The organism is Acidovorax sp. LjRoot38 (genome assembly GCF_964252975.1).
Taxonomy (GTDB): Bacteria; Pseudomonadota; Gammaproteobacteria; order Burkholderiales; family Burkholderiaceae_C; genus Acidovorax; species Acidovorax facilis.
Genome location: NZ_CAXUPT020000002.1, coordinates 428,685 through 452,022, shown reverse-complemented (window position 1 = coordinate 452,022; position 23,338 = coordinate 428,685). Strand labels below are relative to the sequence as shown.

General features: G+C 65.5%; 22 protein-coding genes. 14 read left to right on the top strand and 8 right to left on the bottom strand.

All coding sequences use genetic code 11. The features are described from left to right. Positions 1 to 63: 63 nt before the first annotated feature. The 3 genes from ACSQ22_RS04625 to ACSQ22_RS04615 form a co-directional block, all read right to left on the bottom strand. Positions 64 to 2,082 carry a ribonucleoside triphosphate reductase gene (locus ACSQ22_RS04625; protein ID WP_218301328.1) on the bottom strand — a complete coding sequence of 673 codons (2,019 nt, stop codon included), beginning with the start codon at positions 2,080 to 2,082 and terminating at the stop codon, positions 64 to 66. Between the two features lie 218 nt (positions 2,083 to 2,300). Beyond that, entirely contained in the window at positions 2,301 to 2,729 is a 429-nt protein-coding gene (locus tag ACSQ22_RS04620) for a hemerythrin domain-containing protein (RefSeq protein ID WP_055402463.1), read from the bottom strand. Positions 2,730 to 2,800: 71 nt separating this feature from the next. After that, positions 2,801 to 5,083 carry a nitric-oxide reductase large subunit gene (locus ACSQ22_RS04615; protein WP_436129554.1) on the bottom strand — a complete coding sequence of 761 codons (2,283 nt, stop codon included), beginning with the start codon at positions 5,081 to 5,083 and terminating at the stop codon, positions 2,801 to 2,803. A 238-nt stretch (positions 5,084 to 5,321) separates the two neighbouring features. On the opposite strand from ACSQ22_RS04615, the gene norR reads away from it, so the two are divergent. The 5 genes from norR (at position 5,322) to ACSQ22_RS04590 (ending at position 11,506) form a co-directional block, all read left to right on the top strand. Next, a complete protein-coding gene (norR, locus tag ACSQ22_RS04610; protein ID WP_436129553.1) occupies positions 5,322 to 6,887 on the top strand; it encodes a nitric oxide reductase transcriptional regulator NorR in 1,566 nt (521 codons plus the stop codon). 228 nt (positions 6,888 to 7,115) lie between these two features. Then, complete coding sequence (locus ACSQ22_RS04605; RefSeq protein ID WP_228896951.1) at positions 7,116 to 8,315, top strand: threonine ammonia-lyase; 1,200 nt, start codon at positions 7,116 to 7,118, stop codon at positions 8,313 to 8,315. A gap of 76 nt (positions 8,316 to 8,391) precedes the next feature. After that, positions 8,392 to 8,538 (top strand): hypothetical protein, encoded by a 147-nt coding sequence (locus ACSQ22_RS04600; protein WP_199727054.1) that lies wholly within the window; start codon positions 8,392 to 8,394, stop codon positions 8,536 to 8,538. 91 nt (positions 8,539 to 8,629) lie between these two features. Further along, the gene (queC, locus tag ACSQ22_RS04595; protein ID WP_218301331.1) at positions 8,630 to 9,340 is read left to right on the top strand and encodes a 7-cyano-7-deazaguanine synthase QueC; all 711 of its coding nucleotides are present in this window, start codon (positions 8,630 to 8,632) and stop codon (positions 9,338 to 9,340) included. A gap of 294 nt (positions 9,341 to 9,634) precedes the next feature. Continuing rightward, positions 9,635 to 11,506, top strand: a complete 1,872-nt coding sequence (locus tag ACSQ22_RS04590) for a phosphoenolpyruvate carboxykinase (GTP) (protein ID WP_436129552.1) — start codon at positions 9,635 to 9,637, stop codon at positions 11,504 to 11,506. A 183-nt stretch (positions 11,507 to 11,689) separates the two neighbouring features. Here the strand turns inward: ACSQ22_RS04590 and ACSQ22_RS04585 are convergent, their stop codons facing one another. After that, a complete protein-coding gene (locus ACSQ22_RS04585; RefSeq protein ID WP_055397233.1) occupies positions 11,690 to 12,130 on the bottom strand; it encodes a hypothetical protein in 441 nt (146 codons plus the stop codon). A gap of 126 nt (positions 12,131 to 12,256) precedes the next feature. Between ACSQ22_RS04585 and ACSQ22_RS04580 the strand changes: the two genes are divergently transcribed. From ACSQ22_RS04580 to ACSQ22_RS04560, 5 genes are all read left to right on the top strand, one after another. Beyond that, the gene (locus ACSQ22_RS04580) at positions 12,257 to 13,216 is read left to right on the top strand and encodes a LysR family transcriptional regulator (RefSeq protein ID WP_055397236.1); all 960 of its coding nucleotides are present in this window, start codon (positions 12,257 to 12,259) and stop codon (positions 13,214 to 13,216) included. Between the two features lie 34 nt (positions 13,217 to 13,250). Continuing rightward, a complete protein-coding gene (locus ACSQ22_RS04575; protein ID WP_121421848.1) occupies positions 13,251 to 14,096 on the top strand; it encodes a metallophosphoesterase in 846 nt (281 codons plus the stop codon). A gap of 111 nt (positions 14,097 to 14,207) precedes the next feature. Continuing rightward, on the top strand, positions 14,208 to 14,630 hold the full coding sequence (locus tag ACSQ22_RS04570; RefSeq protein ID WP_055397239.1) for a universal stress protein: 423 nt from the start codon (positions 14,208 to 14,210) through the stop codon (positions 14,628 to 14,630). Positions 14,631 to 14,809: 179 nt separating this feature from the next. Then, positions 14,810 to 15,265 carry a fasciclin domain-containing protein gene (locus ACSQ22_RS04565; RefSeq protein ID WP_121421847.1) on the top strand — a complete coding sequence of 152 codons (456 nt, stop codon included), beginning with the start codon at positions 14,810 to 14,812 and terminating at the stop codon, positions 15,263 to 15,265. 57 nt (positions 15,266 to 15,322) lie between these two features. Further along, positions 15,323 to 16,261, top strand: coding sequence for a fasciclin domain-containing protein (locus tag ACSQ22_RS04560; RefSeq protein WP_228896956.1), 939 nt, complete (start codon positions 15,323 to 15,325; stop codon positions 16,259 to 16,261). Between the two features lie 97 nt (positions 16,262 to 16,358). Here the strand turns inward: ACSQ22_RS04560 and ACSQ22_RS04555 are convergent, their stop codons facing one another. Both ACSQ22_RS04555 and ACSQ22_RS04550 read right to left on the bottom strand, forming a co-directional pair. Beyond that, entirely contained in the window at positions 16,359 to 16,973 is a 615-nt protein-coding gene (locus tag ACSQ22_RS04555) for a TetR/AcrR family transcriptional regulator (RefSeq protein WP_431151471.1), read from the bottom strand. 84 nt (positions 16,974 to 17,057) lie between these two features. Beyond that, positions 17,058 to 17,978 carry a LysR family transcriptional regulator ArgP gene (locus ACSQ22_RS04550; RefSeq protein WP_055397292.1) on the bottom strand — a complete coding sequence of 307 codons (921 nt, stop codon included), beginning with the start codon at positions 17,976 to 17,978 and terminating at the stop codon, positions 17,058 to 17,060. A gap of 176 nt (positions 17,979 to 18,154) precedes the next feature. On the opposite strand from ACSQ22_RS04550, the gene ACSQ22_RS04545 reads away from it, so the two are divergent. Then, positions 18,155 to 19,498 carry a D-amino acid dehydrogenase gene (locus ACSQ22_RS04545; protein ID WP_436129551.1) on the top strand — a complete coding sequence of 448 codons (1,344 nt, stop codon included), beginning with the start codon at positions 18,155 to 18,157 and terminating at the stop codon, positions 19,496 to 19,498. A 66-nt stretch (positions 19,499 to 19,564) separates the two neighbouring features. On the opposite strand, the gene ACSQ22_RS04540 is transcribed toward ACSQ22_RS04545, so the two are convergent. Then, on the bottom strand, positions 19,565 to 20,269 hold the full coding sequence (locus ACSQ22_RS04540; RefSeq protein WP_436129550.1) for an SDR family oxidoreductase: 705 nt from the start codon (positions 20,267 to 20,269) through the stop codon (positions 19,565 to 19,567). A 113-nt stretch (positions 20,270 to 20,382) separates the two neighbouring features. Between ACSQ22_RS04540 and ACSQ22_RS04535 the strand changes: the two genes are divergently transcribed. After that, positions 20,383 to 21,282 carry a LysR substrate-binding domain-containing protein gene (locus ACSQ22_RS04535; protein WP_228896959.1) on the top strand — a complete coding sequence of 300 codons (900 nt, stop codon included), beginning with the start codon at positions 20,383 to 20,385 and terminating at the stop codon, positions 21,280 to 21,282. A gap of 40 nt (positions 21,283 to 21,322) precedes the next feature. On the opposite strand, the gene ACSQ22_RS04530 is transcribed toward ACSQ22_RS04535, so the two are convergent. Then, entirely contained in the window at positions 21,323 to 22,015 is a 693-nt protein-coding gene (locus ACSQ22_RS04530) for a hypothetical protein (RefSeq protein WP_436129549.1), read from the bottom strand. Between the two features lie 88 nt (positions 22,016 to 22,103). On the opposite strand from ACSQ22_RS04530, the gene ACSQ22_RS04525 reads away from it, so the two are divergent. Beyond that, positions 22,104 to 22,763: a TetR/AcrR family transcriptional regulator gene (locus ACSQ22_RS04525; protein WP_436129548.1), complete on the top strand. Its 660-nt coding sequence runs from the start codon at positions 22,104 to 22,106 to the stop codon at positions 22,761 to 22,763. Beyond that, positions 22,760 to 23,335 (top strand): flavodoxin family protein, encoded by a 576-nt coding sequence (locus ACSQ22_RS04520; protein WP_121421841.1) that lies wholly within the window; start codon positions 22,760 to 22,762, stop codon positions 23,333 to 23,335. The genes ACSQ22_RS04525 and ACSQ22_RS04520 overlap by 4 nt, the downstream gene beginning before the upstream one ends. Positions 23,336 to 23,338 lie beyond the last annotated feature (3 nt).

Sequence of the window (23,338 nt, the reverse complement as noted above, 5' to 3'; positions counted from 1 at the left end):
CTTCTGTTTTGATAGCTGCTTGCGCTTGACCATCCAGCGCCAGGGCCACTTTTTGCTCAAGATCTAGGCGGCCAGACGCCGCCGCTTGGCGTCCAGCCGCTCTTCGTCGCAGCGGGGGCAGAACGGGTGCTCGCCCGCCAGGTAGCCGTGCGTGGGGCAGATGGAGAACGTGGGCGTGACGGTGATGTAGGGCAGGCGGAAGTTCGTCAGCGCGCGCCGCACCAGCTCGCGGCAGGCCACTCCGCTGGAGACACGCTCGCCCATGTACAGGTGCAGCACGGTGCCGCCGGTGTATTTGCCCTGCAGTGCCTCCTGCCGCATCAGCGCCTCGAACGGGTCGTCGGTGAAGCCCACGGGCAGTTGCGACGAGTTGGTGTAATAAGGCTGCTCGGATGTGCCCGCCTGCAGGATGGCGGGCCAGCGCTTCTTGTCTTCCTTGGCGAAGCGGTAGGTCGTGCCTTCGGCGGGCGTGGCTTCCAGGTTGTAGAGGTGACCGGTTTCTTCCTGGAAGGCGGTCATGCGCTCGCGCACGTGGTCGAGCAGGCGCAAGGCAAACGCATGGCCCCACTCGCTGGTGATGTCGTGCTGGTCCGCCGTGAAGTTGCGCACCATCTCGTTGATGCCGTTCACGCCCAGCGTGGAAAAGTGGTTGCGCAAAGTGCCGAGATACCGCTTGGTGTAGGGGAACAGGCCCTGGTCCATCAACCGCTGAATCAGCTTGCGCTTGGTCTCCAGGCTTTGTTTGCCCAGCTCCAGGAGGCGGTCCAGCGCGGCAAACAGACCGGCTTCATCGCCCGCATGCAAATACCCGAGGCGTGCGCAGTTGATCGTCACCACGCCCAGGCTGCCCGTCTGCTCGGCGCTGCCGAACAGGCCGTTGCCACGCTTGAGCAATTCACGCAAATCCAGCTGCAGGCGGCAGCACATGGAGCGCACCATGTTGGGCTCCAGCTCGGAATTGATGAAGTTCTGGAAGTACGGCAGGCCGTACTTGGCCGTCATCTCGAACAGCAGCTGCGCGTTCTCGCTCTCCCACGGGAAATCCTTGGTGATGTTGTACGTGGGGATGGGAAAGGTGAACACCCGGCCCTTGGCGTCGCCCGTGGTCATCACGTCGATGTAGGCGCGGTTGATGAGGTCCATCTCGGCCTGCAGGTCGCCGTACGCAAAGGGCATCTCCTGGCCCGCGATCACCGGCACCTGCTCGCGCAGGTCGTCGGGGCAGGTCCAGTCAAACGTGAGGTTGGTGAACGGCGTTTGCGTGCCCCAGCGCGAGGGCACGTTGAGGTTGTAGACCAGCTCCTGGATGCACTGGCGCACCTGCGCGTAGTCCATGCCGTCCTTGCGCACGAAGGGTGCCATGTAGGTGTCGAACGACGAGAACGCCTGCGCGCCCGCCCACTCGTTTTGCAACGTGCCCAGGAAGTTCACGATCTGCCCCACGGCGGAACTCATGTGCTTGGGCGGCCCCGCCTCGACCTTGCCTGGCACGCCGTTGAGCCCCTCGTGCAGCAGCGTGCGTAGCGACCAGCCCGCGCAGTAGCCGCTGAGCATGTCGAGGTCGTGGATGTGGAGGTCGCCGCTCCTGTGCGCCTCGCCGATCTCGGGCGTGTAGACGTGCGACAGCCAGTAGTTGGCCGTGACCTTGCCCGCCACGTTCAGGATCAGCCCGCCCAGCGAGTAGCCCTGGTTGGCGTTGGCGTTCACGCGCCAGTCGGCGCGCGTGAGGTATTCGTTGATGGAGCTTTCCACATCCACCAGCGTCTGCTTGTCGGCGCGCAGTGTGGCGTGCTGCTCGCGGTAGACGATGTAGGCACGCGCCGTGGCCAGGTGGTTGGCGGCGATCAGCGTCTGCTCGGCCACGTCCTGGATCTGCTCGATGGTGGGGGCCTCGCCCTGGAAGCGGTGGATAAGCACCTTGGTGACCTGGGCGGTGAGCAACGCTGCTTCGGCGGCGCCGTATTCACCCGAGGCCTGCCCGGCGCTGGCCAGCGCGGCGCGGATGCGTTCGGCATCAAACGGAACGCGCTGGCCGCTGCGCAAAACGACTTCGCGGGGCAAGGTGGCAAGGGTGGACGCCATGGGTTCGACCAATCTGTGGAACGGATTAAAAACACTACCTATGGTGTCCACGATACCCATCAAACACTATAGGTAGTTTGATTCAACACAATCGAGGCGGTAAGCAGGGGTAAAAAAATGCCGGCACAGGGGCCGGCAGAAAGGAAGGTGCCGTCAGGCCCTACCGATGGATCAGAGGTGCATGCGCAGGCATGCAGTGGGGTGCAGGAGGGTGCTGCTCAATGGCAGGCGGTGGCTTCTTCCTCCTCGATGCGCGGATAGAAGTCATGGTCTTCGCGCTGCATGCGCTCGAACACACGGCGCAGCACCACGTTGGCCTCGTTGCGAAAGCCCTGGGCATCGCGGCGCACGCCCTCGGCGGTGTTCCAGCGGCGTGCAAACGCATCGTAGGCGCTGGCGATCGATGCCATCTCGCTTTGGTACTGGCGGCCCAGGCGCGCCAGTTCGGCGTTGCCGCCGCGCTGCAGTGCGGGGTACAGCACCTGGTCTTCCACGGCCAGGTGCAGCTTGATGGTGCCGCTCATGGCCACGATGCCCTGCGCGATGGCGCTGGCATTGGCCTCCACGCCCGCCTGGGCCAGGGCGCGCAAGGTGGCGATGCTGCGCAGAATGTCAGTGTGCTGGTGTTTGAATTTGTCGAGGTTCATGGTCAGTCCTTGTGGGCAAACGGTGTGTGAGCGCGGTGGCCGCTTGTGGCAGCCGCCGCGCACAGTCCATTTCAGCGACGGGCCTGTGCCAGGTAGGGGCCCGCTTGCGCCGGGGCGCGCGAGCCGAACAGCCCGCTCACCACCTGCCAAGCCATGGCCAGCGCGCCGACGATGAAGACCACGTCGCCAAAGGTGCGCACCCAGCGCAGGGTCCGCATGAAGGGTTGCTGCATGAAGGCTTCGCCCCGTGCGTACCACAGGCCTTCGCTCACGCTGGCGTGGAACTGGAACAGTCCGATGGGCAGCAGGCTGGTGGCAATCATCAGCACCAGGCCCGCGTTGAGCCACCAGAAGCCCGACTTCATGAGCCGCTCGCTGAACACCAGCTGCGGGCGGATGTAGCGCAGCACCAGCAGCGTGAAGCCCAGCGCCAGGAAGCCATACACACCGAACAGCGCAGCGTGGGCATGCACCGGCGTGGTGTTGAGTCCCTGCAGGTAATACAGCGCAATCGGCGGGTTGATCATGAAGCCGAAGACGCCCGCGCCCAGCATGTTCCAGAAGGCCACGGCCACGAAGCACATGAGGGGCCACTTGAGGTTGGCCATCCACTTCGCGCGGTGCTGCAGGCGCCAGTGTTCCCAGGCCTCATGGCCCAGCACCACCAGGGGCACCACTTCCAGCGCGCTGAACGATGCGCCCACGGCCATCACCGGCGTGGTGGTGCCGCTGAAGTACAGGTGGTGGAAAGTGCCGGGCACGCCGCCCAGCATGAAGAGCGAGGCCGAGGCCAGGCTGGCGGCCGTGGCCATGCGTGGCGACACGAGGCCGAGCGTCGAGAAGATGAAGGCCAGCGCCGTGGTGGCGAACACTTCAAAGAAGCCCTCGACCCACAGGTGCACCACCCACCAGCGCCAGTACTCCATCACCGATAGGTGGGTACGCTCGCCGTAGAAGAAGCCCGCACCGTAGAACAGGCCGATGGCCACCACCGACGCTGTCAGCAGCGCCAGCAGGTTCTTGTCGCCGCCGGGGGTGCGCAGCGCCGGCACGATGCCGCGCAGCATGAGCACCAGCCAGAAGGCGATGCCGGTGAACTTGCCGATCTGCCACAGGCGGCCCAGGTCCACGTATTCATAGCCCTGGTGGCCCAGCCAGAAGTTCCACTCGGGCGGCATGATCTGCGCGATGGCCAGGTAGTTGCCGACGAACGAGCCCACCACCACCACGACCAGCGCCCAGAACAGGATGTCCACACCGAGCTTCTGCCAGGCCGGGTCCTTGCCGCCGTTGATGAGCGGCGCGAGGAACAGGCCGGCTGCCAGGAAGCCCGTGGCGATCCAGAACAGCGCGCTCTGGATGTGCCAGGTGCGCACCAGCGAATACGGGAACCACTGTGACACGTTGATGCCGTAGAACTGCTGGCCTTCCACCGTGTAGTGGGCCGTGAAGCCGCCTAGCAGCACCTGGAAGCTGAACAGCGCCACGATGAGGAACAGGTATTTGCCCAGCCCGCGCTGGGAGGGCGTGAGCGGCACGCGCGAGAGCGGGTCGTGCTGGGGTGGCGTGGGTTCCACCTCGTCGTGCTTGCGCAGGAAGGACCAGCCCCACACGAGGAAGCCCACGCCCGCCATCATCACGACCACGCTCATCACCGACCAGACCATGTTCTCGGCCGTGGGCTTGTTGCCGATCAACGGCTCGTGGGGCCAGTTGTTGGTGTACGTCGCCGTGGTGCCGGGGCGCTCGGTGGCGGCGGCCCAGGCCGTCCAGAAGAAGAAACCCGTCATCTGCGCGCGCCGCTCGGCGCTGGGCAGGGTGTTCTCCTTCATGGCGAAGTGCTCGCGGGTCTTGTGCAGCGCGGGCACGTCGCTGAAAAGCTGGTCGTAGTACAGCGCGGTCATCGCGATCGCGTCGGCCCGCACCGAGGACACCGTGGCCACGCCCGTCTCGGGGTTGTAGGTGTTGGTGCGGTACTCGGTCTTCATGCGGTCGCGCAGCACGGCCTGGGCGGCGGCGTCGAGCTCGGCAAAGGGCTTGCCATGCGCACGCTCGGCGGCGACGTCAAGCCAGTTGAGCAGCTCGCGGTGCAGCCAGTCGGCCGTCCAGTCAGGTGCCTGGTAGGCGCCGTGGCCCCAGATGGAACCCAGCTGCATGCCGCCCACCGACTGCCAGGCGGTCTGTCCGTCGAGGATGCTGTCGTGGGTGAAAAGCACTTCGCCCCCTGCAGTGGCGATCTTCGCGGGGATGGGCGGCGCGGTGCGGTAGACCTCGGCGCCGTAGTAGCCCAGCAGGCTGAAGGTGACGATGAGCACGCCGATCAGCGTGAACCAGAGCTTGCGGTAGTTACCCATGGCGGGCCTCCTGCTTCAACAGAACAACAACGAAGGGGCAGCGCCAGCGTGCGCTGGCGGCGTGGGGTCGGGGTCTTGTGGTCATGGCTTTTTGGAACGAGTGAATCGGTGTCACTGACCACATCGCAAGCGCCGGGCCAGGGCTGCAGGCCTATCAAATCAACCACTTACACCGGTCATGGTTTTTTTGACCCTTCTCAAATGGGGTTTAATTCACCCATTGAAGGTAAATATCACCATGGACCATAGCCCCCTGCTGGCCGACCTGGCCACCGACCTGCCCCAGGCTGTGCGCCTGCAGCGGCTGGTGGACCACCTGCGCACCCGCTTTCACTGCGGCGCCGTGGCCCTGCTGCAGCTGGAAGAAGACCACCTGCGCCCCGTGGCCGTGGAGGGACTGGTGCGCGAGGCGCTGGGCCGGCGCTTTGTGGTCAGCCAGCACCCCCGGCTCGCGGCCATCCTGGCGCGGCGCGAGGTGACCTGCTTCGACCACGACAGCACCCTGCCCGACCCCTACGACGGCCTGCTCGACACCCTGGTGGGCGAGCCCCTGCCCGTGCACGACTGCATGGGCGTGAGCCTGTGGGTGGACGGCAAGGCCTGGGGCGTGCTGACGCTCGACGCGCTGCAAACCGGCACCTTCGGCGAGGCCGCACGCGCCGCGCTGGCCGACTGCAAGGTGCTGGTGGAGGCGGCCGTGCGCATCTCGCGGCTGGAGCGCGAGGTGCAGGCGCTGCGCAGCGCCCCCCACACCCGCAGCGCTGACGACGAGCGCACCACCCGCGCGGGCGATGGCGACATGGAGATCGTCGGCCAGAGCGAACCCCTGCTGCGCCTGCTGCACGAGCTCACGGTGGTGGCGGGCTCGGACCTGCCCGTGTTGTTGCTGGGCGAAACCGGTGTCGGTAAGGAGCTGTTTGCACGCCTGCTGCACCGCCAGTCCACGCGCGCTGCCCGCCCGCTGGTGCACGTGAACTGCGCGGCGCTGCCGGAGTCGCTGGCCGAGAGCGAGCTGTTTGGCCATGTGCGCGGCGCGTTCTCGGGCGCGGTGGCCGACCGGCCGGGGCGCTTCGAGGCGGCTGAGGGCGGCACCCTGTTCCTCGACGAGGTGGGCGAGTTGCCACTGGCCGTGCAGGCCAAGCTGCTGCGCACGCTGCAGAACGGCGAGATCCAGCGCCTGGGCGCCGACCGACCGCGCCGCGTGGACGTGCGCGTGATCGCCGCCACCAACCGCAACCTGCGCGAGCAGGTGCGCGACGGCGCGTTCCGCGCCGACCTGTACCACCGGCTGTCGGTGTACCCCGTGCCCATCCCGCCGCTGCGCGAACGGGGCAACGATGTGCTGCTGCTGGCAGGTCGTTTTCTGGAACTGAACCGCGCGCGCCTGGGCCTGCGCAGCCTGCGGCTGTCTGCCAGCGCGCAGGATGCACTGCGCCGCTACCCCTGGCCCGGCAACATCCGCGAGCTGGAGCATGTGGTCAGCCGCGCGGCGCTCAAGGCCCTGAGCCGGGGCGTGAGCCGCGCCGACATCGTGACGCTGGAGCCCGCGCTGCTCGACCTGGACGCCGACGCCGCCAGCGTGGCCCCCACCGCCCTGGATGCCGGTGCCCCCGCTGTGGCCACCACGCCGCCCACCCCCACCACCGCCGAAGGCCCGCTGCGCGACGCCGTGGATGCCTGCCAGCGGCTCGCCATCAAGCAGGCACTGGCACGCCACCAGGGCAACTGGGCCCAGGCCGCGCGTGCGCTGGAGGTGGACGCGAGCAACCTGCACAAGCTGGCGCGCAGGCTGGGCATCAAATAGGAGCGATTCACAAACTCCCCTGGCGTCGTTGTTCCGTCTTGTCGTACCGCTGATGCTGCCTGCGACGGAAGGCCTGGCCAGGGCCGCTGCGCTGAGTTTTGTGAGTCGCTCCAAGAAACTTCAAAAATGATAGCACCTAGCGCTTTCCATATAAGCGCTACCGGCCTATTTGATGCCAAATCACACATCATCGGGCGCCTGCGAACGCCGCTGCGCCACAATCGGCCCATGCTGACCCTTCAAGACATCCGTGATGCCGCCACCCGCCTACAAGGCCACGTGCTGGACACTCCGTGCGTTGAATCCAAAACGCTTTCGCAAATCGTGGGCGCGCAGGTGTTTCTCAAGTTCGAGAACCTGCAATTCACCGCCTCGTTCAAGGAACGCGGCGCCTGCAACCGGCTCACGCTGCTGACGGACGCTGAGCGCGCACGCGGCGTGGTGGCCATGAGCGCGGGCAACCATGCGCAGGGCGTGGCCTACCACGCGCAGCGACTGGGCCTGCGCGCCGTGATCGTGATGCCGCGTTTTACCCCCGGCGTGAAAGTGGAGCGCACGCGCGGTTTTGGCGCCGAGGTGGTGCTGCATGGCGATACCCTGGAAGAGGCACGCGCCCACGCCTACGCGCTGGCCGATGCGCAGGGCTTGACCTTTGTGCACCCGTATGACGACGAAGGCGTGGCCGCCGGCCAGGGCACGCTGGGCCTGGAGATGCTGCAAGCCGTGCCCGACCTGGACACCCTGGTGATCGCCGTAGGCGGCGGCGGGCTGATCTCGGGCGTGGCCACGGCGGCCAAGGCCCTCAAGCCCGGCATCGAGATCATCGGCGTGCAGACCATGCGGTTCCCCGCCATGGTGAACGCCGTCAAAGGAACAAGCCATCCACAGGGCACATCCACCATCGCCGAAGGCATTGCCGTGGGCACGCCAGGCAAGATCACGCAGGAGATCGTGAAGCGCCTGGTGGACGACCTGGTGCTGGTGGACGAGGGCGACATCGAGCAGGCAGTGCTGATGCTGCTGGAGATCGAAAAGACCCTGGTCGAGGGCGCTGGTGCTGCGGGCCTGGCTGCGCTGGTGCGCTACCCCGAGCGCTTCAAGGGCAAGCGCGTAGGCCTGGTGCTGTGCGGCGGCAACATCGACCCGCTGCTGCTGGCGGCGATCATCGAACGCGGCATGGTGCGCTCGGGGCGCCTGGCGCGCATCAAGGTCAGCGCGCGCGATGTGCCCGGCGTGCTGGCGCGCATCACCGCCACCGTGGCCGACGCGGGTGCCAACATCGAGGAGGTGCACCACCAGCGCGCCTTCACCATGCTGGCCGCGCAGAACGTGGAGATCGAACTGGTGCTGCAAACCCGGGGCAAGACCCATGTGGATGAGGTGCTGGGGCAGTTGCGTACGGCGGGCATGCAGGCCGATCTGATCTGAGCGACAGCAGGGTTTTGCGCCCTGAAGGGACAGTCGCAGCTAGAATTGCGCAAGTTTTAAGCATCTGGAGCCCACCATGTCCGACCACAACACCTCGCACGCCCCCGCAACACCATCGAACGACCCCGTGGAAAACGTGGTTCACCTGGTCCCCGTGGTGCTGCCTGTGGTGGGTGGCATCATGATGTTCCTGCTGGCCTTTATTGCCGTGACGATGGCCTGAACGCTTCTGCGGCCGTCACCCACAGCCCCGCAGCGCGGGGCTTTTTTTCGTCCCGCACCACCCCCTTATCCCGTCTGAACTGGAGAACCCCATGAGACCCGGACACGCACTCGTTTTATTTTCCGGCGGTCAGGACTCCACGACCTGCCTGGCCTGGGCGCTGGAAAACTTTGCCCACGTGGAAACCATCGGTTTTGACTACGGCCAGCGCCACCACATCGAGCTGCAAGCACGGCAGACGGTGCTGTCATCGTTGCGTGCACAGTTCCCGCACTGGGCGGCCAAGCTGGGGGACGACCACATGCTCGACCTGGCGGTGCTGGGCCACATCAGTGACACGGCGCTGACCAGCGACACCGAAATCCAGATGACCGCTGCCGGCCTGCCCAACACCTTTGTGCCGGGGCGCAACCTGCTGTTCTTCCAGCTGGCGGCTGCCGTGGGCTACCGCCGGGGCCTGCACACCCTGGTGGGCGGCATGTGCGAGACCGATTTTTCGGGCTACCCCGACTGCCGTGACGACACGCTCAAGGCCCTTCAGGTGGCCGTGTCCCTGGGCATGGGCCAGCGTTTCACCTTCGACACCCCGCTGATGTGGCTGGACAAGGCCGAGACCTGGGAACTGGCCCGGTCCCTGGGCGGACAAGCGCTGGTCGATCTGATCGTGAACGACTCGCACACCTGCTACCACGGTGTGCGCGACACGCTGCATGCCTGGGGATACGGCTGTGGCACGTGCCCGGCCTGCGCGCTGCGCAGGAGCGGCTACGAACGGTGGAAGGGCGGTTCGGCCAGCGTTTGATGCGAGGGAGCGGGCAAAGTCATGCATAACCTCATGTTTTTTTTGCATGGTTTTGACCCCTGTCTGACAGACAAAAGGGCGGCAGGTTCATAAAATTGACACCCCAGCCGACCCGCGGAATCCGTGGAACTAGCCTCCACCCGTGGGGCTGACACACGCTCCCGCCCGCCGACTGAGCACGAAAGCCGTTTTTTCAAAGGCAGCGCTCAGCACCGCAACTGCGCCAGGCCTCGCCGTGACCCGCCCGGTCCGCTTCCTTTGAAAAAACGTTTTTTCAACTTAGGAAGCTCCCCGATGAACGCACCCACGATGCAGGGCCTGAACCTCAACGCCCCCGCTTACGTCAAAAACGCCCGGCTGCTTGCCTGGGTAGCCGACATGGCCGCCCTGTGCAAACCCGACACCATTTACTGGTGCGATGGCTCCAAGGAAGAGTACGACCGCCTGTGCCAGCAGCTGGTCGATGCCGGCACCTTCAAGAAGCTCAACCCCGCCAAGCGCCCCGGCAGCTTCTTGGCTTGGTCCGATCCATCGGACGTGGCCCGTGTGGAAGATCGCACCTACATCTGCTCGGCCGCCAAGGAAGACGCTGGCCCCACCAACAACTGGATGGCTCCCGCCGAAATGCGCGCCACGCTGCAGCCCCTGTTTGACGGCTGCATGAAGGGCCGCACCATGTACGTGGTGCCCTTCAGCATGGGTCCGCTGGGCAGCCACATCGCCCACATCGGCGTGGAGCTGACCGACAGCGCCTACGTGGCCGTGAACCAGCGCCTGATGACCCGCATGGGCAAGGCCGTGTACGACGTACTGGGCGTGGAAGGCGAATTCGTGCCCTGCATGCACACCGTGGGCGCACCCCTGGCCGAAGGCGAGAAGGACACGACGAGCTGGCCTTGCAACCCCAAGGTCAAGTACATCGTCCACTACCCCGAAACGCGCGAGATCTGGTCGTACGGCTCGGGCTACGGCGGCAACGCGCTGCTGGGCAAGAAGTGCCTGGCCCTGCGCATCGCGTCCACCATGGGCCGCGACCAGGGTTGGCTGGCCGAGCACATGCTCATCCTGGGCGTGACCAACCCCCAAGGCAAGAAGTACCACGTGGCAGCGGCCTTCCCCAGCGCCTGCGGCAAGACCAACTTCTCGATGCTGGTGCCGCCCGAGGCGGGCTTTGCCGGCTGGAAGGTCACCACCATCGGTGACGACATCGCCTGGATCAAGCCCCATGCCGACGGCAAGATGTACGCCATCAACCCAGAAGCGGGCTACTTTGGCGTGGCCCCCGGCACCAACATGCACACCAACCCCAACTGCATGCGCAGCTTGGACAAGGACGTGATCTTCACCAACGTGGCCCTGACGGACGACGGCGACGTGTGGTGGGAAGGCATGGAAAAAGACACCGGCAAGCTGCCCGACCATCTGATCGATTGGCAAGGCAAGGACTGGACGCCCCAGATCGCCAAGGAAACCGGCGCCAAGGCTGCCCACCCCAACTCGCGCTTCACGGTGGCTGCCACCAACAACCCTGCGCTCGACCCCCAGTGGGACGATGCCAATGGCGTGGCGATTGATGCCTTCATCTTCGGCGGCCGCCGCTCCACCACCGTGCCGCTGGTGACCGAAGCCCGCACCTGGACGGAAGGCGTGTACATGGCTGCCACCATGGGCTCTGAAACCACCGCTGCAGCCTTTGGCGCCCAAGGCGTGGTGCGCCGCGACCCCTTCGCCATGCTGCCGTTCTGCGGCTACAACATGAGCGACTACTTCCAGCACTGGCTGAACATGGAAGGCCAAATCGCCGCCACCGGCAAAGCGCTGCCCAAGGTGTTCTGCGTAAACTGGTTCCGCAAGGACGAAGCCGGCAAGTTCGTCTGGCCGGGTTATGGCGACAACATGCGCGTGCTCAAGTGGATGATCGACCGCATTGAAGGCCAGGCCCAAGGCCAGGAAACCATGTTCGGCGTGGCTCCGCAGTACGCCGAAATCAACTGGACGGGGCTGGATTTCAATGCCCAGCAGTTTGCTGCCGTGACCAGCATCGACAAGGCAGCCTGGGCCGATGAGTTCAAGCTGCACGATGCCCACTTTGAGCAGCTGGCTTACCACCTGCCCCCGGCTTTGCTCGCCACCAAGGCTGCGCTCGAAAAGCGCCTGGCAAGCTGATTCCCGGATCTTCTCAGTCCTGACAACCGCCCCTTCTGAAAAGGAGGGGCGGTTTTTTTGCGCTTGTGGATGCGGATACTGGATCAGCGCGATCTGCCCCGCGGCCATGAAAAAAGCCGTGGCGAACACTCGCCACGGCTTCAAAAAATCCGATCACTGCACGGTGGACCGTGCATCATCTTCTCAGTAGTACTTGCGGATGTCTTCCACGGTGGCAATGCCCATGGCGTGGTTCAGTTCGGCCATGATGCGGGGGTCCTTCACAGCCACTTGCCAAGTACGCTCGTCATCCGCAGCGCGGCGGCGGGCTTCGGCCCAGCCGAGGGCGGCCACACGCAGGGCAGCACCGGCACGGCGTGCGGGGGCGGTCAGCAAAGCCAGGGCCGCAAACGCGACCAGCCACAGCACCATCCAAGCCGCGAGCAGGTGGCCTTCGCTCCAGGTGTCGATGACCTGGTTGGCCACTACCAGCAAGGCCGATACCACGGCCGCGAGCAGAAGCGTGGCAGCGCCACGGGCGCCATCAAAGTTGGCGGCTACGCTCTTGAGGGCGGCAGCGGCGTTTTCGGCGCGGACAACGCCGGGGTGTTCGGTGGGGTACTCAACGTGTGCAAAGCTGGTCATTTCGGTTTCCCTTTTCTAACGCTTGTGGCGAGATTGCCGGGCGATGGAGTGATATTAGGGTTTACCCTTTGCATGTTCAAGTTTATATTTTGAATCATTGATATTCATATTGATGATGAATTGACCATGACCCCCTTGAACTTCCGCTCCTTGGACCTGAACCTGCTGCGTGTTTTCGACGAGGTCATGGCCGAGCGCAGCCTCACACGCGCAGCGCACAAGCTGTCCGTCACCCAGCCTGCCGTGAGCAACGCCATGCGGCGCCTGCGCGATGTGCTGGGGGATGAGTTGGTGGTCCGCAGCGGCCAGGGCGTGGAGCCCACTGCGCGTGCGCTGGCCCTGTGGCCCCCTGTGCGCGAAGCCCTGGCCCACCTGCAGGAATCCCTGGCGCCGGGACACTTTGAGCCCGCTACGGCCGAATCCACCTTTGTGCTGGCCATGGCCGATGCCACGGCCGCCACCCTTGTCCCGGCCCTGGTCGAAATCATCGAGCGGGAGGCGCCCGGCATTTCGATCCGCGTCTTACCCCTGACCACGCGCGACCCCCGCCGCCTGCTGGACGAAGAGGCGGCCGACATGGCGGTGGGCTATTTCCCAGCGGTGCTGGCAGACCTGACCGCCCGCGCGCAATCCGGGGGCGCAGTGGCCTTTGAAAGCCGCCGCCTGTACGACGGTGAATACGTGTGCGTGATGCGGCAAGGCCACCCTCTGGCCGATGCGCCCCTGACGCTGGACACCTATTGCGCCGCACGCCACATGCTCGTGAGCTTCTCAGGGCGCCCCTTCGGCTTCATCGACGAGGCCCTGGCATCCCTGGGCCGCGAGCGCAAGGTGGTGATCACGGTCAACCAGTTCTTCACCGCCGGGCGCGTGGTGTCAGGCTCGGACCTGCTGACCGTGCTGCCCCGCCACTTTGTTCCCGTGACCGGCATTGCCGACGCGCTGGTGCAGCGGGCCCTGCCGCTGGACGTGCCGCCCGTGCATGTGGACGCACTCTGGCGCCGGCGCGGGCCTCAGCAGGCCGCGATGACCTGGCTGCTGCACGCCCTGGCGCGCTCGGCGCGCCGGACTTTCCCCGAGGAGTGAGGCGCCCAGCCTGAACCCGTAGACTGCGCCCAGCATGAATATCCAGCTTTTGTCCGATCTGCACCTTGAGGCGCATCCCCACTTCGTCCCCGAACCGGCCCCTGGCGCCGATGTGCTGGTGCTTGCCGGCGACGTGGGTTCCTACCAGGAAGGCTCGCAGCTGGGCGACGAAGACTTTGGCCTGGCCCGGTTTTCACCATTGCCCGGGGGCGCAGGCTGGCCCACCCCCGTGCTTTTTGTGCCCGGCAACCACGAATACGATGCACAGGATTTCGACGCTGCCCACGAGCGGCTGCGCCGCACCTGTGACCGCCTGGGAATCACCTGGCTGGAGCGCGAGACCGTCGAGCTTCAAGGTGTGCGCTTCGTGGGCACCACACTCTGGAGCGATTTCGATGCACTCGCAGACCATGAAGGCAGCACCGACCTTGGCAGGCGGCTGAAACTGCGCGACAAGGCCTTTCGTGCAGCGAACTTCTACCTGCGCAAGACGGGCGGCACCCGCCACGCAGAGCCTTTTCTGGCCGAAGCCATGCGCGACCACGCACTGGTCTGCCAGCAGTGGCTGGCGCAAGCACTTGCGGTGCCTTTTGAAGGCCCCACGGTGGCCGTCACCCACTTTGCACCCAGCCTGCGCAGTGCCGATCCACGCTACGGACTGGTGCCCGGCACTGCGGGGTTCTGCAACGCCCTGGACAGCTTGTTGCCCCACGCGCAGCTGTGGCTGCACGGCCACCTGCACGCCCCGAGCGACTACACGGTGCAAGGTTTTCACGGCGACGGCACCCCCTGGCAGTGCCGCGTGGTGGCCAACCCCCTGGGCTATGCGCGCAAAGGCGAACAGGCGGCTTTCAAGGCGCAATGCTGCATCCCCGTATGATCAAGAGACGGGGCTCTGCCGCCCCGCAGCGCAGAAGAAAAACATGACCCAGGTCAAGACAACAGAAGTCCGCGCACGGTAGTCTGACCCAACCCTATTCCGGAGAACACCATGAACATCCTGCTTGCTGTCGATGGCAGCGCCTACACCAAAAAAATGCTGGCCTACCTGGCTACCCATGAGGAGCTGCTCGGTGGCAACCACCAGTACACCGCGCTCACCGTGCAGGCCCCGCTGCCGACACGCGCGCGCGCCGCTCTGGGCAAGGAAGTGGTGGACAGCTACCACGCCGAAGAGGCAGAAAAAATCCTGTCGCCCGTTTGCAAATTCCTGGCGCGCCATGGTGTGGACGCCAAGCGTGTCGTCAAGGTGGGCGCCGTGGGTGAGAACATCGCCAAGGTGGCTGACAGCGGCAAGTTCGACCTGCTGGTGATGGGCTCCCACGGCCATGGAGCCTTGGCCACCCTGGTCATGGGCTCGGTCACCACACAGGTGCTGGCCCATTGCAAGGTGCCATTGCTGATCGTTCGCTAAGCCGCATCACAAACAGCCCGGCCCACCACCAAAGCCCTGCTCCGGCAGGGCTTTTTTTTGCCCAAATGAAACCAATCGGTTACAACATAACTTGTTGGTTTACTTAGCGACCAATTGGTTATACATTCTCGCTGCGCCCATCCTGGCGTGTCATTTCCATCGAAACCGAGGAACGACCCATGAAAAAAACCCTGATCGCATTGGCCCTGACCGCAGGCGCCACCTTCACCGTGATGGCCCAGGACATCGTCGATACCGCCGTGAAGGCGGGTAATTTCAAGACCCTGGTGGCGGCCGTGCAGGCGGCGGGCCTGGTGGACACCCTCAAGGGTCCCGGCCCCTTCACGGTGTTTGCGCCCACCGACGAGGCTTTCGCCAAGATCCCCAAGGCCACCCTGGACGGCCTGCTGGCTGACAAGGCCGCACTGACCAAGGTGCTGACCTACCACGTGGTCCCCGGCAAGGTGATGGCCAAGGACGTCAAGGCCGGAAAGGTCAAGACCGTGCAGGGCCAGGAGATCACCGTGTCCACCAGCATGGGCGTGATGGTGGACCAGTCCAAGGTCATCGCGACCGATGTGGCTGCCAGCAATGGCGTGATCCACGCCATCGACACCGTTCTGATGCCCAAGTAAGCCCGCGGACTAACCGCTCGTCCTTTCCACCACCATCCACTAGCGAGGAGAAGCCCCATGAACACCGCATTCAACCGCCGTACCGTCTTGCTGGCCGCCGCCGTGGGCGCCGGCGCCACGTTGTTGCAGGCCTGTGGCGGCGGCGACGATGAGCCCCAGCGCAACATCGTCGAAGTCGCCCAGAACAATCCTGACCTCAGCATCCTCGTCGAAGCAGTGGTCGCCGCCGGTCTGGCGCCCACTCTGAGCACCGGCATGCTCACGGTTTTCGCCCCGACCAACGCCGCCTTTGCAGCGTTGCTCAGCGAGCTGGGCGTGACCAAGGAGGCCCTGCTGGCCGACAAGCCCCTGCTGACAGCGGTACTGACCTACCACGTGCTCGGCAGCAGGGTCCCGCGTGCAGACGTTCCCCTGGGCAAGGCCATCACGCCCGTGTCAGGCGGCTTCTTCAAGATCGAGTCGGCCAACGGCCTGAAGATCACCGATGGTCGCAACCGCGTTTCCACCATCACGGCCACGGACATCCAGGCCAGCAACGGCGTGGTGCATCTGGTGGACCGCGTGCTGCTGCCAGCCAACAAGGACATCGTCGCCACCGCCTCGGCGCTGCCGGACTTCAGCATCCTGGTGGAAGCCGTGGTGGCGGCCGGCTTGGCCACCACCTTGCAGGGAGCCGGCCCGTTCACGGTGTTTGCGCCGACCAACGCCGCGTTTGCAGCGCTGCTGGCCGAGCTCGGGGTGACCAAGGAAGCCCTGCTGGCGGACACTGCGCTGCTGACCACGGTGCTTACCTACCACGTGGTACCCGCGCGCGTGCTCAAGGCCGAGGTCCCTATCAATACCGCCATTGCCACTGTCCAGGGACAAACCTTCACGGTGAACGCAAGCCTCGTGATCACCGACCAGAACCTTCGCACCAGCAACATCACCATGGCCGACGTGTTCACCAGCAACGGTGTGATCCATGTCGTGGACAAGGTGATCCTGCCCAAGTAAGCCGGTGGCTGTGAGCCCCGTGAGCCCCACGCAAGAAAGCCCGGCATGCCGGGCTTTCTTTTTTGGGTGCGTACGAAACGCTGGAAAGGAGACGCGACTACCGCGCTGCCAGCCCGTCGAAACAGGTGCGCACCACCAGATCCACGATTTCCGCATCGGAATACTGGCCGCCTTCCTTGAGAAAACTCACCACCGGGTCGCAGGCGCGCGCATACAACGTGTAGAGCACCACCAGCGGCGGCAAGGTGGGGCTGATCACGCCCTGTGCCTGGGCCTGGGTGATCCATTCACCAATCTGGTCGCTCACGGCCACGAGGCCGTTGAGGTAGTCCTTGTTGGCCATCAGCACCGCGCGCAGCGTGGAGTTGCGGCTGGGCAGCAGCGGCATTTCGTTGCTCAGCAGCCGCTCCAGCGACCAGCGCACCAGCGCATGGAGCTTTTCAAGCGGAGGCATTTCACTGGGCAGATCTGCCAGGTAGGCCTGCACACGGCCCAGAATCTGCACCATGGCGGCGCTGCACAGCTCTTCCTTGCTGCAGAAGTGCTTGTACAGACTGGCTTTGGCAATGCCCACGGCATTGGCCACGTCGTCCATGGTCATGGCATCGAAGGCCTTTTCGCCCAGGAGCTGGCAGGTGGACTGGAGGATGGCATCCTCGCGCGCCTGGTGCATCTGCTCTTTGAACGAAACTTTGGGTTGCGGCGTTTGCATGGCTTGTATTTTATACATTGCAGTAAAAAAATAAATGACTAAGTTGCAATACAACTACGTCGTTCACGTTTTACCCCGCAGGAATCATGCCGCAGGCGCTTCCAGCGTCCGCGCGGCGGTGGCGGTCAGGGCCGCCGTCAGGGCGTCCAGCACGGCCGACTCCAGGTTCCAGCAGTGCCAGTACAGCTGGATGGGCAGAGAGCGGCCCGGTGCCAGATTCACCATGCTGCCGTCCGCCAGCGCCTCGCGCGCCATCAGCTCGGGCATCACACCCACGGCCCAGCCTGCGGCCACGGCGCGCATCTGCGCCTCGGAACCCGGCACGAACAGGTGATTGAGTGCCACGCGCTTGAGCCCGAATGCACGCGCCACAAACTCGGCAGCCATGTCGTCCTTGCGGTTGAACGACAGGAACGACACCTCGCGAAAGTTGTGCGGCGTGAGCCCCTGGGGCAGGTACTGCTCCGCATAGCTGGCCGACGCCACGGCCACGTAGTGCATGGCGCCCAGCGGCACCATCTTGCACCCACGCAGCGCTTGCTTGAGCGTGGTCACACAGCCCAGCACCTGGCCTGAGCGCAGCCATTCCTGCGTGAAATCCTGGTCGTCCACGATGATTTCCAGCGGCAGGCGCTGGCGCACCAGCTCGTGCAGCGCGCCCATCGCCCAGGTGGCGATGCTGTCGGCGTTGATGGCAATCGAGATGCGCTCATCCTCGCGCGTGCCGCCCGGGGCGCTGGGCGCCAGCTCGTGCAGGTCGCGCTCCAGGTCTGCGCGCAGCAGGCGCATCTGCTTGGTGTGCTTGAGCAGCAGCTGCCCGGCCGACGTGGGCCGCAGGGGTCGGCTGCGCACGATGAGCACCGAGCCCACCTGCGCCTCCAGGGCGCGCAGGCGCTGTGAGACGGCCGACTGTGTGACGTTCAGGCGCTGCGCAGCGCGCTCGAAGCCGCCCTCTTCAACGATGGCGGCAAGGCATTCCAGGGCGGCGGGATCGTAGGTGCTCATGGTCTCGGGCTCGAACAAAAGAGGGTTGTCTCTACCGCACCGTTTATTAGGTGCGCTGATGTTTTTGGAGTAAGTTTAATTTTGCTTTTAGTTGAATGCAATGTCGCGCACACTGCGCCCCATCGTGTCCCGCACTGGGGCGGGTGGCACGCAAAGGCTCACAAGGCATTACGCATATGAAAACCATTGTTCTCGGCGCCGGCATCATCGGCATCAGCACGGCGTGGCACCTGCTTGAACGCGGTCACGAGGTCATCGTGGTCGACCGCCAGCCCGATGCTGCGCTCGAAACCAGTTTTGCCAATGCAGCACAGATCTCGGTGAGCTACTGCGAGCCCTGGGCCAACCGCGAGGCGCCGCTCAAGGCGCTCAAGTGGATGTTCGACAAGGAAGCCCCGCTGCTGTTTCGCCCGCAGATGGACTGGCAGCAGTGGCGCTGGGGCCTGCAGTTTCTGGCGCAGTGCAACGACGCCGCGTTCGAGCGCAATGTGCAGCAGATCGTGGCGCTGGGCGCCTACAGCCATGCCGCGCTCAAGGATCTGGTCAGCACCACGGGCATCGAATACAACCGGCTCGAACGCGGCATTGCCCATTTCTACACCGACCAGAAATCCTTTGACGCCGCCGGCCACGCGGTGGAGCTCATGCGCAAGCACGGCGTGCAGCGCCGCCTGGTCAGCCGCGATGAGCTGCTCAAGATTGAGCCCGCGTTCAAGGCCTACGGCGACAAGATCACCGGCGGCACCTACACCAGCACCGACGAAAGCGGCGACGCCCGCGTGTTCACCCAGGAGCTGGCCCGCCGCTGCATTGCACGCGGCGCGCAGTTCCTCTACGGCCACGATGTGCTGCGCCTGAACAAAATCGGCAATGCTATTGATTCAGTAGCTGTCATGCCAAAACAGACAAGCGCTGGCGGCAAAAAAGACTTCATATTGAAGGCCGACGCCGTCGTCGTCGCCTGCGGTTCCTACAGCGCGCCGCTGCTGCGCGGCGTGGGCGTGGACCTGCCGATCTACCCGGGCAAGGGCTACAGCGCCACGTTCCCGCTGCTCAAGCCCGAGGGCGCGCCCATGGTCTCCACCATCGACGACGGCAAGAAGATCGCCATGAGCCGCCTGGGCAACTACCTGCGCGTGGCGGGCACCATCGAACTCAATGGCTGGGACCTGACGCTCGACAGCTCCCTGGCGCGCGCACGCTGCCACATGCTGTCGCGCCGCATCGAGGCCATCCTGCCCGGCGTGTGCGACACCCGCACGCCCGAACAAGGCGGCGACCCGCAGTACTGGACCGGCCTGCGCCCGGCCACCCCCACCAACATCCCGTTCATCGGGCAGACCCGCGTGGGCAAGCTTTGGGTGAACGCGGGCCACGGCACGCTGGGCTGGACACACGGTGCAGGTTCGGGCAAGGCGCTGGCCGAGCTGATCAGCGGCGAACAGCCCGCGATGAACTTCGGCTTCCTGGGCCACCAAGGATCTGCACGGCGCGCATCGGCCACGGCGCTGGCCGCCTGAGAGCACCCACACAGCCTGCAAGGGTTGGGTGGATCCATCACACCAACCCGCTCGTTGCGCGGGCACTCAGGTGGCCAGCGCGAGTCCGCCGTCCACCCGCAGGTTCTGCCCGTTGATATAGCCCGCCCCTTCCGAGGCCAGGAACGCGATGGTCGCGGCCACTTCGGCGGCCTGCCCATACCGCTGCAGGGGCACGGCGGTGCGGCGCTCTTCCCACACGGGCAAGGTGTCGATCCAGCCCGGCAGCACGTTGTTCATGCGGATGTTGTGCCGCGAATGGCTGTCGATAAAGATCCGTGTGAACGAAGCCAGCCCGGCGCGAACCAGCGCCGATGTCGGAAACAGCGCGCTCGGGTCCACCGCCCAGGCTGACGACAGATTCACGATCACGCCACCACGCTGCGCTTGCATCAAGGGGGCCACCAGCCGCGTGGGCCGGATCACGCTCTGCAGATAGGTGTCCGTCCCCTGCAGCCACCGCTCATCCGCCAGAGACAACAAAGGCGCGCGCGGCTCATGGCCGGTGCTGTTGATGAGCACATCGACCCGGCCCCAGCGGGCTTGCGCCAGATCCACCAGGCGGCCCAGATCCGCCAGGCACTGGCTGGACCCCGTGACGCCAACGCCTCCGAGTTCCTGGGCCAAGGCCTCGCCTTTGCCCGACGACGAAAGAATGCCGACCTGAAAACCATCCTCTGCCAACCGACGGGCGGTGGCAGCGGCAACGCCGGTGCCGCCCGCGGTGATGAGCGCTACTTTTTCTACTGCCATGATCGTCCTTGAATGCCGCACACCGGCATCTGGCAATTGTTCCGCATCATTCTTGTGTTGGACGACCGGACGGAGCAGCCGCCGTGCTTCGATCCAGTAGAAAATCTACACCCATGACCTCCCCGTTGGGGCCTACGCCCTCTCTCAATGCGCTGCGAGCGTTCGAAGCCGCCAGCCGCCATCTCAACTTTCGGCTGGCCGGGCTGGAGCTCGGCGTGACCCAGGGCGCCGTGGCGCAGCAGATTCGTGCGCTGGAGGCGGAGCTGGGCCTCAAGCTGTTCGAGCGGCACCCGCGCACCCTCGTGTTGACCCACAACGGCCAGCGCTATGCCACCAGCGTGCGGCGCGCGTTCGAGATGCTCGCCGATGCCACACAGGGCCTGCGGCCCGAGCCCCTGCATGTGACGGTCAGCGTCACCCCGACCTTCGCCACCAAGTGGCTCATCCCACGGCTGGCGGACTACACGCGCCTTCACCCTGGGGTTGATCTGCGGATCCTGGCGACCGAGCACCTTTCGCACTTTCAGACCGAGGCCGTGGACCTGGCGGTGCGGTACGGCCGCCCCCCATTCGGCCCGGGGCTCACGGCCGATCTCCTGTTCGAAGAGTGCCTGGTGGCGGTGGGCAGCCCGCTGTTGCTGCGCCGCTCGGGGCCACCCGGCACCGCGGGTGACATCGGCCGCTACGTGCTGCTGCACGACTCCCAGTCTCCATGGGCCGACTACCTTGCGCAGCACACGCCGCCCGCTCCCGGGGCTTCAGATCCCACACCGCAGGCCATCTGGTTCAACCAGACGACACTCGCGATCGACGCGGCCCTGACCGGCCAGGGGCTCGCGCTGGTGCAGAAAGATTTTGTGGCGCAGGACCTGTCCACCGGTCGGCTGGCCAAGGTGTTTGAGGAAGAAGCACACACGGGCGCCGGCTACTACCTGGTGGCTCCGCGCAAGCAACGCGCACCGGAAGTCGTTGCGGGCGTGAGGGCTTGGCTGCGAAGCCAGGCCGGCGCATAAACCGCAAAGACCGCACGCAGCGCGGATGCTCTGGCCCCCTTCAACCCCGACCTGCCAGCCCGGCCGGGGGGGCCAGGTAACGGGCCGGAATCTCCAGCACATGGAATCCGCCCGCCAGCAGCACCACCAAACAAACGGCCAGCAGCCAGCCCGCCAGCATGGCCCCCACCAACGCTCGCGCCCGCAGAGGCTCTGGCAGGTTCCAGTACAAAGCGCAACCCACGTGCGTGCCCAGCGCGAATACTGCGAAAAAGTAGTACGGGCCAAAGAACCACTGCCAGGGCGGTGTGTGCATGCCCGCCGCTGCAAACTGCAGGTTCGTGTCCACGCCCTGAAACCGGCCCGCCAAGACGGCCGTCACATGGATCAACAGGAACAGCGCCAGGTAGCCCCCCGAGATGGCCTGCATCCACGCCACGCCCCCACGGCGCCGGCCCCGCCCGCGCCACAGCAAGGTGAGGCCGCTGCCCATCTGGAACAGCAGGCAGCCAAGCAGCACGCCTTCGACCAACGGCTGGCGATAGATCAGGCGCAGGGCTTGCAGCACGGATTGGTGCGCTGCCGCTCCGGCCAGCCCCGCCAGGTGGCCCAGCAAGTGGGCCGCCAGGAACGATGCCAGCGCGATGGCACTGGCGCGGTGCACGGCCCGCAGCGCAAGGCGCTGGCGCCATGCCCAGGTGCCAGCCAGGCCGATGGCGGCGGCTCCCAGGGCGAGTTGGCTGGTTGCGTGCATGAAGGTTTCCTCCGGATGTTGCAAGGGACTGGCGGCAGAATAGGCAGCAGCGCCGTCTCCGCCTACTCGCATTGCGCTCAGGTTTTCCATGCCCCCTGCCTCCTCCGCCCCCCGCCGTTCGCCCCGCCAGGAACGCTCGCAGTTCACAGTCGATGCCATCTTCGGAGCCGTCGCACGCATCGTGGCCACCCAGGGCGAGGACGCGCTCACCACCAACCGCATCGCCGAGGTTGCGGGTGTTTCCGTGGGCTCGCTCTACCAGTACTTTCCCAGCAAGGAAGCCATCCTCCTGGCCATGCTCGACCAGCACTGCGACCGGGTGATGCTGGAGCTGGACGCCCTGCTCGCCCAGGCCCGCACCGAAGGCTGGACGCCCGAGCAGCAGGTGCGCGGGTATGTGCGCCACTACCTGCAGGCCTTTGGCGGCGGCCCCCAGGAAGGGCGCGCACTTGCCCGCCTGTCGTGGAAGCTCGACTACCGCGCGTCCGTGCTGATCTCGGTGCGCGGCGCCAGCGAGCGGCTGGCCCTGCACCTGCAGCGTGTGGCGCAAGAGCAGCAGATGCCCGCATCCTCGGCAACCCAGCTGTTTGTGCTCACCCGCGCCTTCATGGGCGCGGTGCGGGCGGCATCGCTGGAACAGTCGCCCTTGCTGGACAGCCCCGAATTCGAGCAGGCGCTGGTGGAGCTCTGCATCGCAACCCTGGCCCCCGGCACGGGTCTGGGGGGCGGCGCTACGATGGCACCATGACCACGCCCACCGCACCGCACTACCTCTTCCTCACCACCTCCACCCGCGAACCAGGCCACACCGGCAATACCGAATGGCTGGCGCGCCAGGCCGCCGCCGCACTCCCTGCCGGTACTGCGCAAACCTGGCACCACCTGGCCCGCATGAACCTGCCGCCCTTCGTGGACCAGCGCCACACCTCGGGTACCTATGCACCGCCCGAAGGCGACATGAAGACCTTGCTCGACGCCACGCTGGCAGCCACGCACATCGTCTTTGTGGCGCCGGTTTACTGGTACAGCATTCCCTCGCCGCTCAAGACCTACCTGGACCACTGGAGCGCGTGGATGCGCGTCCCCGGCCTGGCCTTCAAGGAGCCGATGGCCTCCAAGACGCTGGCGCTTGTCACCACCAGCGGCGATCGCACCAAGGCCCAGCCCATGATCGATTCCGTGGCGCTGTGCGCGCAGTTCCTGTCGATGACCTGGGGCGGCGCCCTGTGGGGCAAGGGCGGGCCACCGGGCGCGGTGCAGGCCGATGCGCAGGCGATGGAGGCAGCCAGCCGTTTTCTGCTGACACCGGCCGCAGATTGACGG

Excerpts from the sequence above, each read along its gene's own strand:
- ACSQ22_RS04625 (WP_218301328.1), bottom strand. The coding sequence starts at position 2,082 with ATGGCGTCCACCCTTGCCACCTTGCCCCGCGAAGTCGTTTTGCGCAGC.
- ACSQ22_RS04620 (WP_055402463.1), bottom strand. The coding sequence starts at position 2,729 with ATGAACCTCGACAAATTCAAACACCAGCACACTGACATTCTGCGCAGC.
- ACSQ22_RS04615 (WP_436129554.1), bottom strand. The coding sequence starts at position 5,083 with ATGGGTAACTACCGCAAGCTCTGGTTCACGCTGATCGGCGTGCTCATC.
- norR (WP_436129553.1), top strand. The coding sequence starts at position 5,322 with ATGGACCATAGCCCCCTGCTGGCCGACCTGGCCACCGACCTGCCCCAG.
- ACSQ22_RS04605 (WP_228896951.1), top strand. The coding sequence starts at position 7,116 with ATGCTGACCCTTCAAGACATCCGTGATGCCGCCACCCGCCTACAAGGC.
- ACSQ22_RS04600 (WP_199727054.1), top strand. The coding sequence starts at position 8,392 with ATGTCCGACCACAACACCTCGCACGCCCCCGCAACACCATCGAACGAC.
- queC (WP_218301331.1), top strand. The coding sequence starts at position 8,630 with ATGAGACCCGGACACGCACTCGTTTTATTTTCCGGCGGTCAGGACTCC.
- ACSQ22_RS04590 (WP_436129552.1), top strand. The coding sequence starts at position 9,635 with ATGAACGCACCCACGATGCAGGGCCTGAACCTCAACGCCCCCGCTTAC.
- ACSQ22_RS04585 (WP_055397233.1), bottom strand. The coding sequence starts at position 12,130 with ATGACCAGCTTTGCACACGTTGAGTACCCCACCGAACACCCCGGCGTT.
- ACSQ22_RS04580 (WP_055397236.1), top strand. The coding sequence starts at position 12,257 with ATGACCCCCTTGAACTTCCGCTCCTTGGACCTGAACCTGCTGCGTGTT.
- ACSQ22_RS04575 (WP_121421848.1), top strand. The coding sequence starts at position 13,251 with ATGAATATCCAGCTTTTGTCCGATCTGCACCTTGAGGCGCATCCCCAC.
- ACSQ22_RS04570 (WP_055397239.1), top strand. The coding sequence starts at position 14,208 with ATGAACATCCTGCTTGCTGTCGATGGCAGCGCCTACACCAAAAAAATG.
- ACSQ22_RS04565 (WP_121421847.1), top strand. The coding sequence starts at position 14,810 with ATGAAAAAAACCCTGATCGCATTGGCCCTGACCGCAGGCGCCACCTTC.
- ACSQ22_RS04560 (WP_228896956.1), top strand. The coding sequence starts at position 15,323 with ATGAACACCGCATTCAACCGCCGTACCGTCTTGCTGGCCGCCGCCGTG.
- ACSQ22_RS04555 (WP_431151471.1), bottom strand. The coding sequence starts at position 16,973 with ATGCAAACGCCGCAACCCAAAGTTTCGTTCAAAGAGCAGATGCACCAG.
- ACSQ22_RS04550 (WP_055397292.1), bottom strand. The coding sequence starts at position 17,978 with ATGAGCACCTACGATCCCGCCGCCCTGGAATGCCTTGCCGCCATCGTT.
- ACSQ22_RS04545 (WP_436129551.1), top strand. The coding sequence starts at position 18,155 with ATGAAAACCATTGTTCTCGGCGCCGGCATCATCGGCATCAGCACGGCG.
- ACSQ22_RS04540 (WP_436129550.1), bottom strand. The coding sequence starts at position 20,269 with ATGGCAGTAGAAAAAGTAGCGCTCATCACCGCGGGCGGCACCGGCGTT.
- ACSQ22_RS04535 (WP_228896959.1), top strand. The coding sequence starts at position 20,383 with ATGACCTCCCCGTTGGGGCCTACGCCCTCTCTCAATGCGCTGCGAGCG.
- ACSQ22_RS04530 (WP_436129549.1), bottom strand. The coding sequence starts at position 22,015 with ATGCACGCAACCAGCCAACTCGCCCTGGGAGCCGCCGCCATCGGCCTG.
- ACSQ22_RS04525 (WP_436129548.1), top strand. The coding sequence starts at position 22,104 with ATGCCCCCTGCCTCCTCCGCCCCCCGCCGTTCGCCCCGCCAGGAACGC.
- ACSQ22_RS04520 (WP_121421841.1), top strand. The coding sequence starts at position 22,760 with ATGACCACGCCCACCGCACCGCACTACCTCTTCCTCACCACCTCCACC.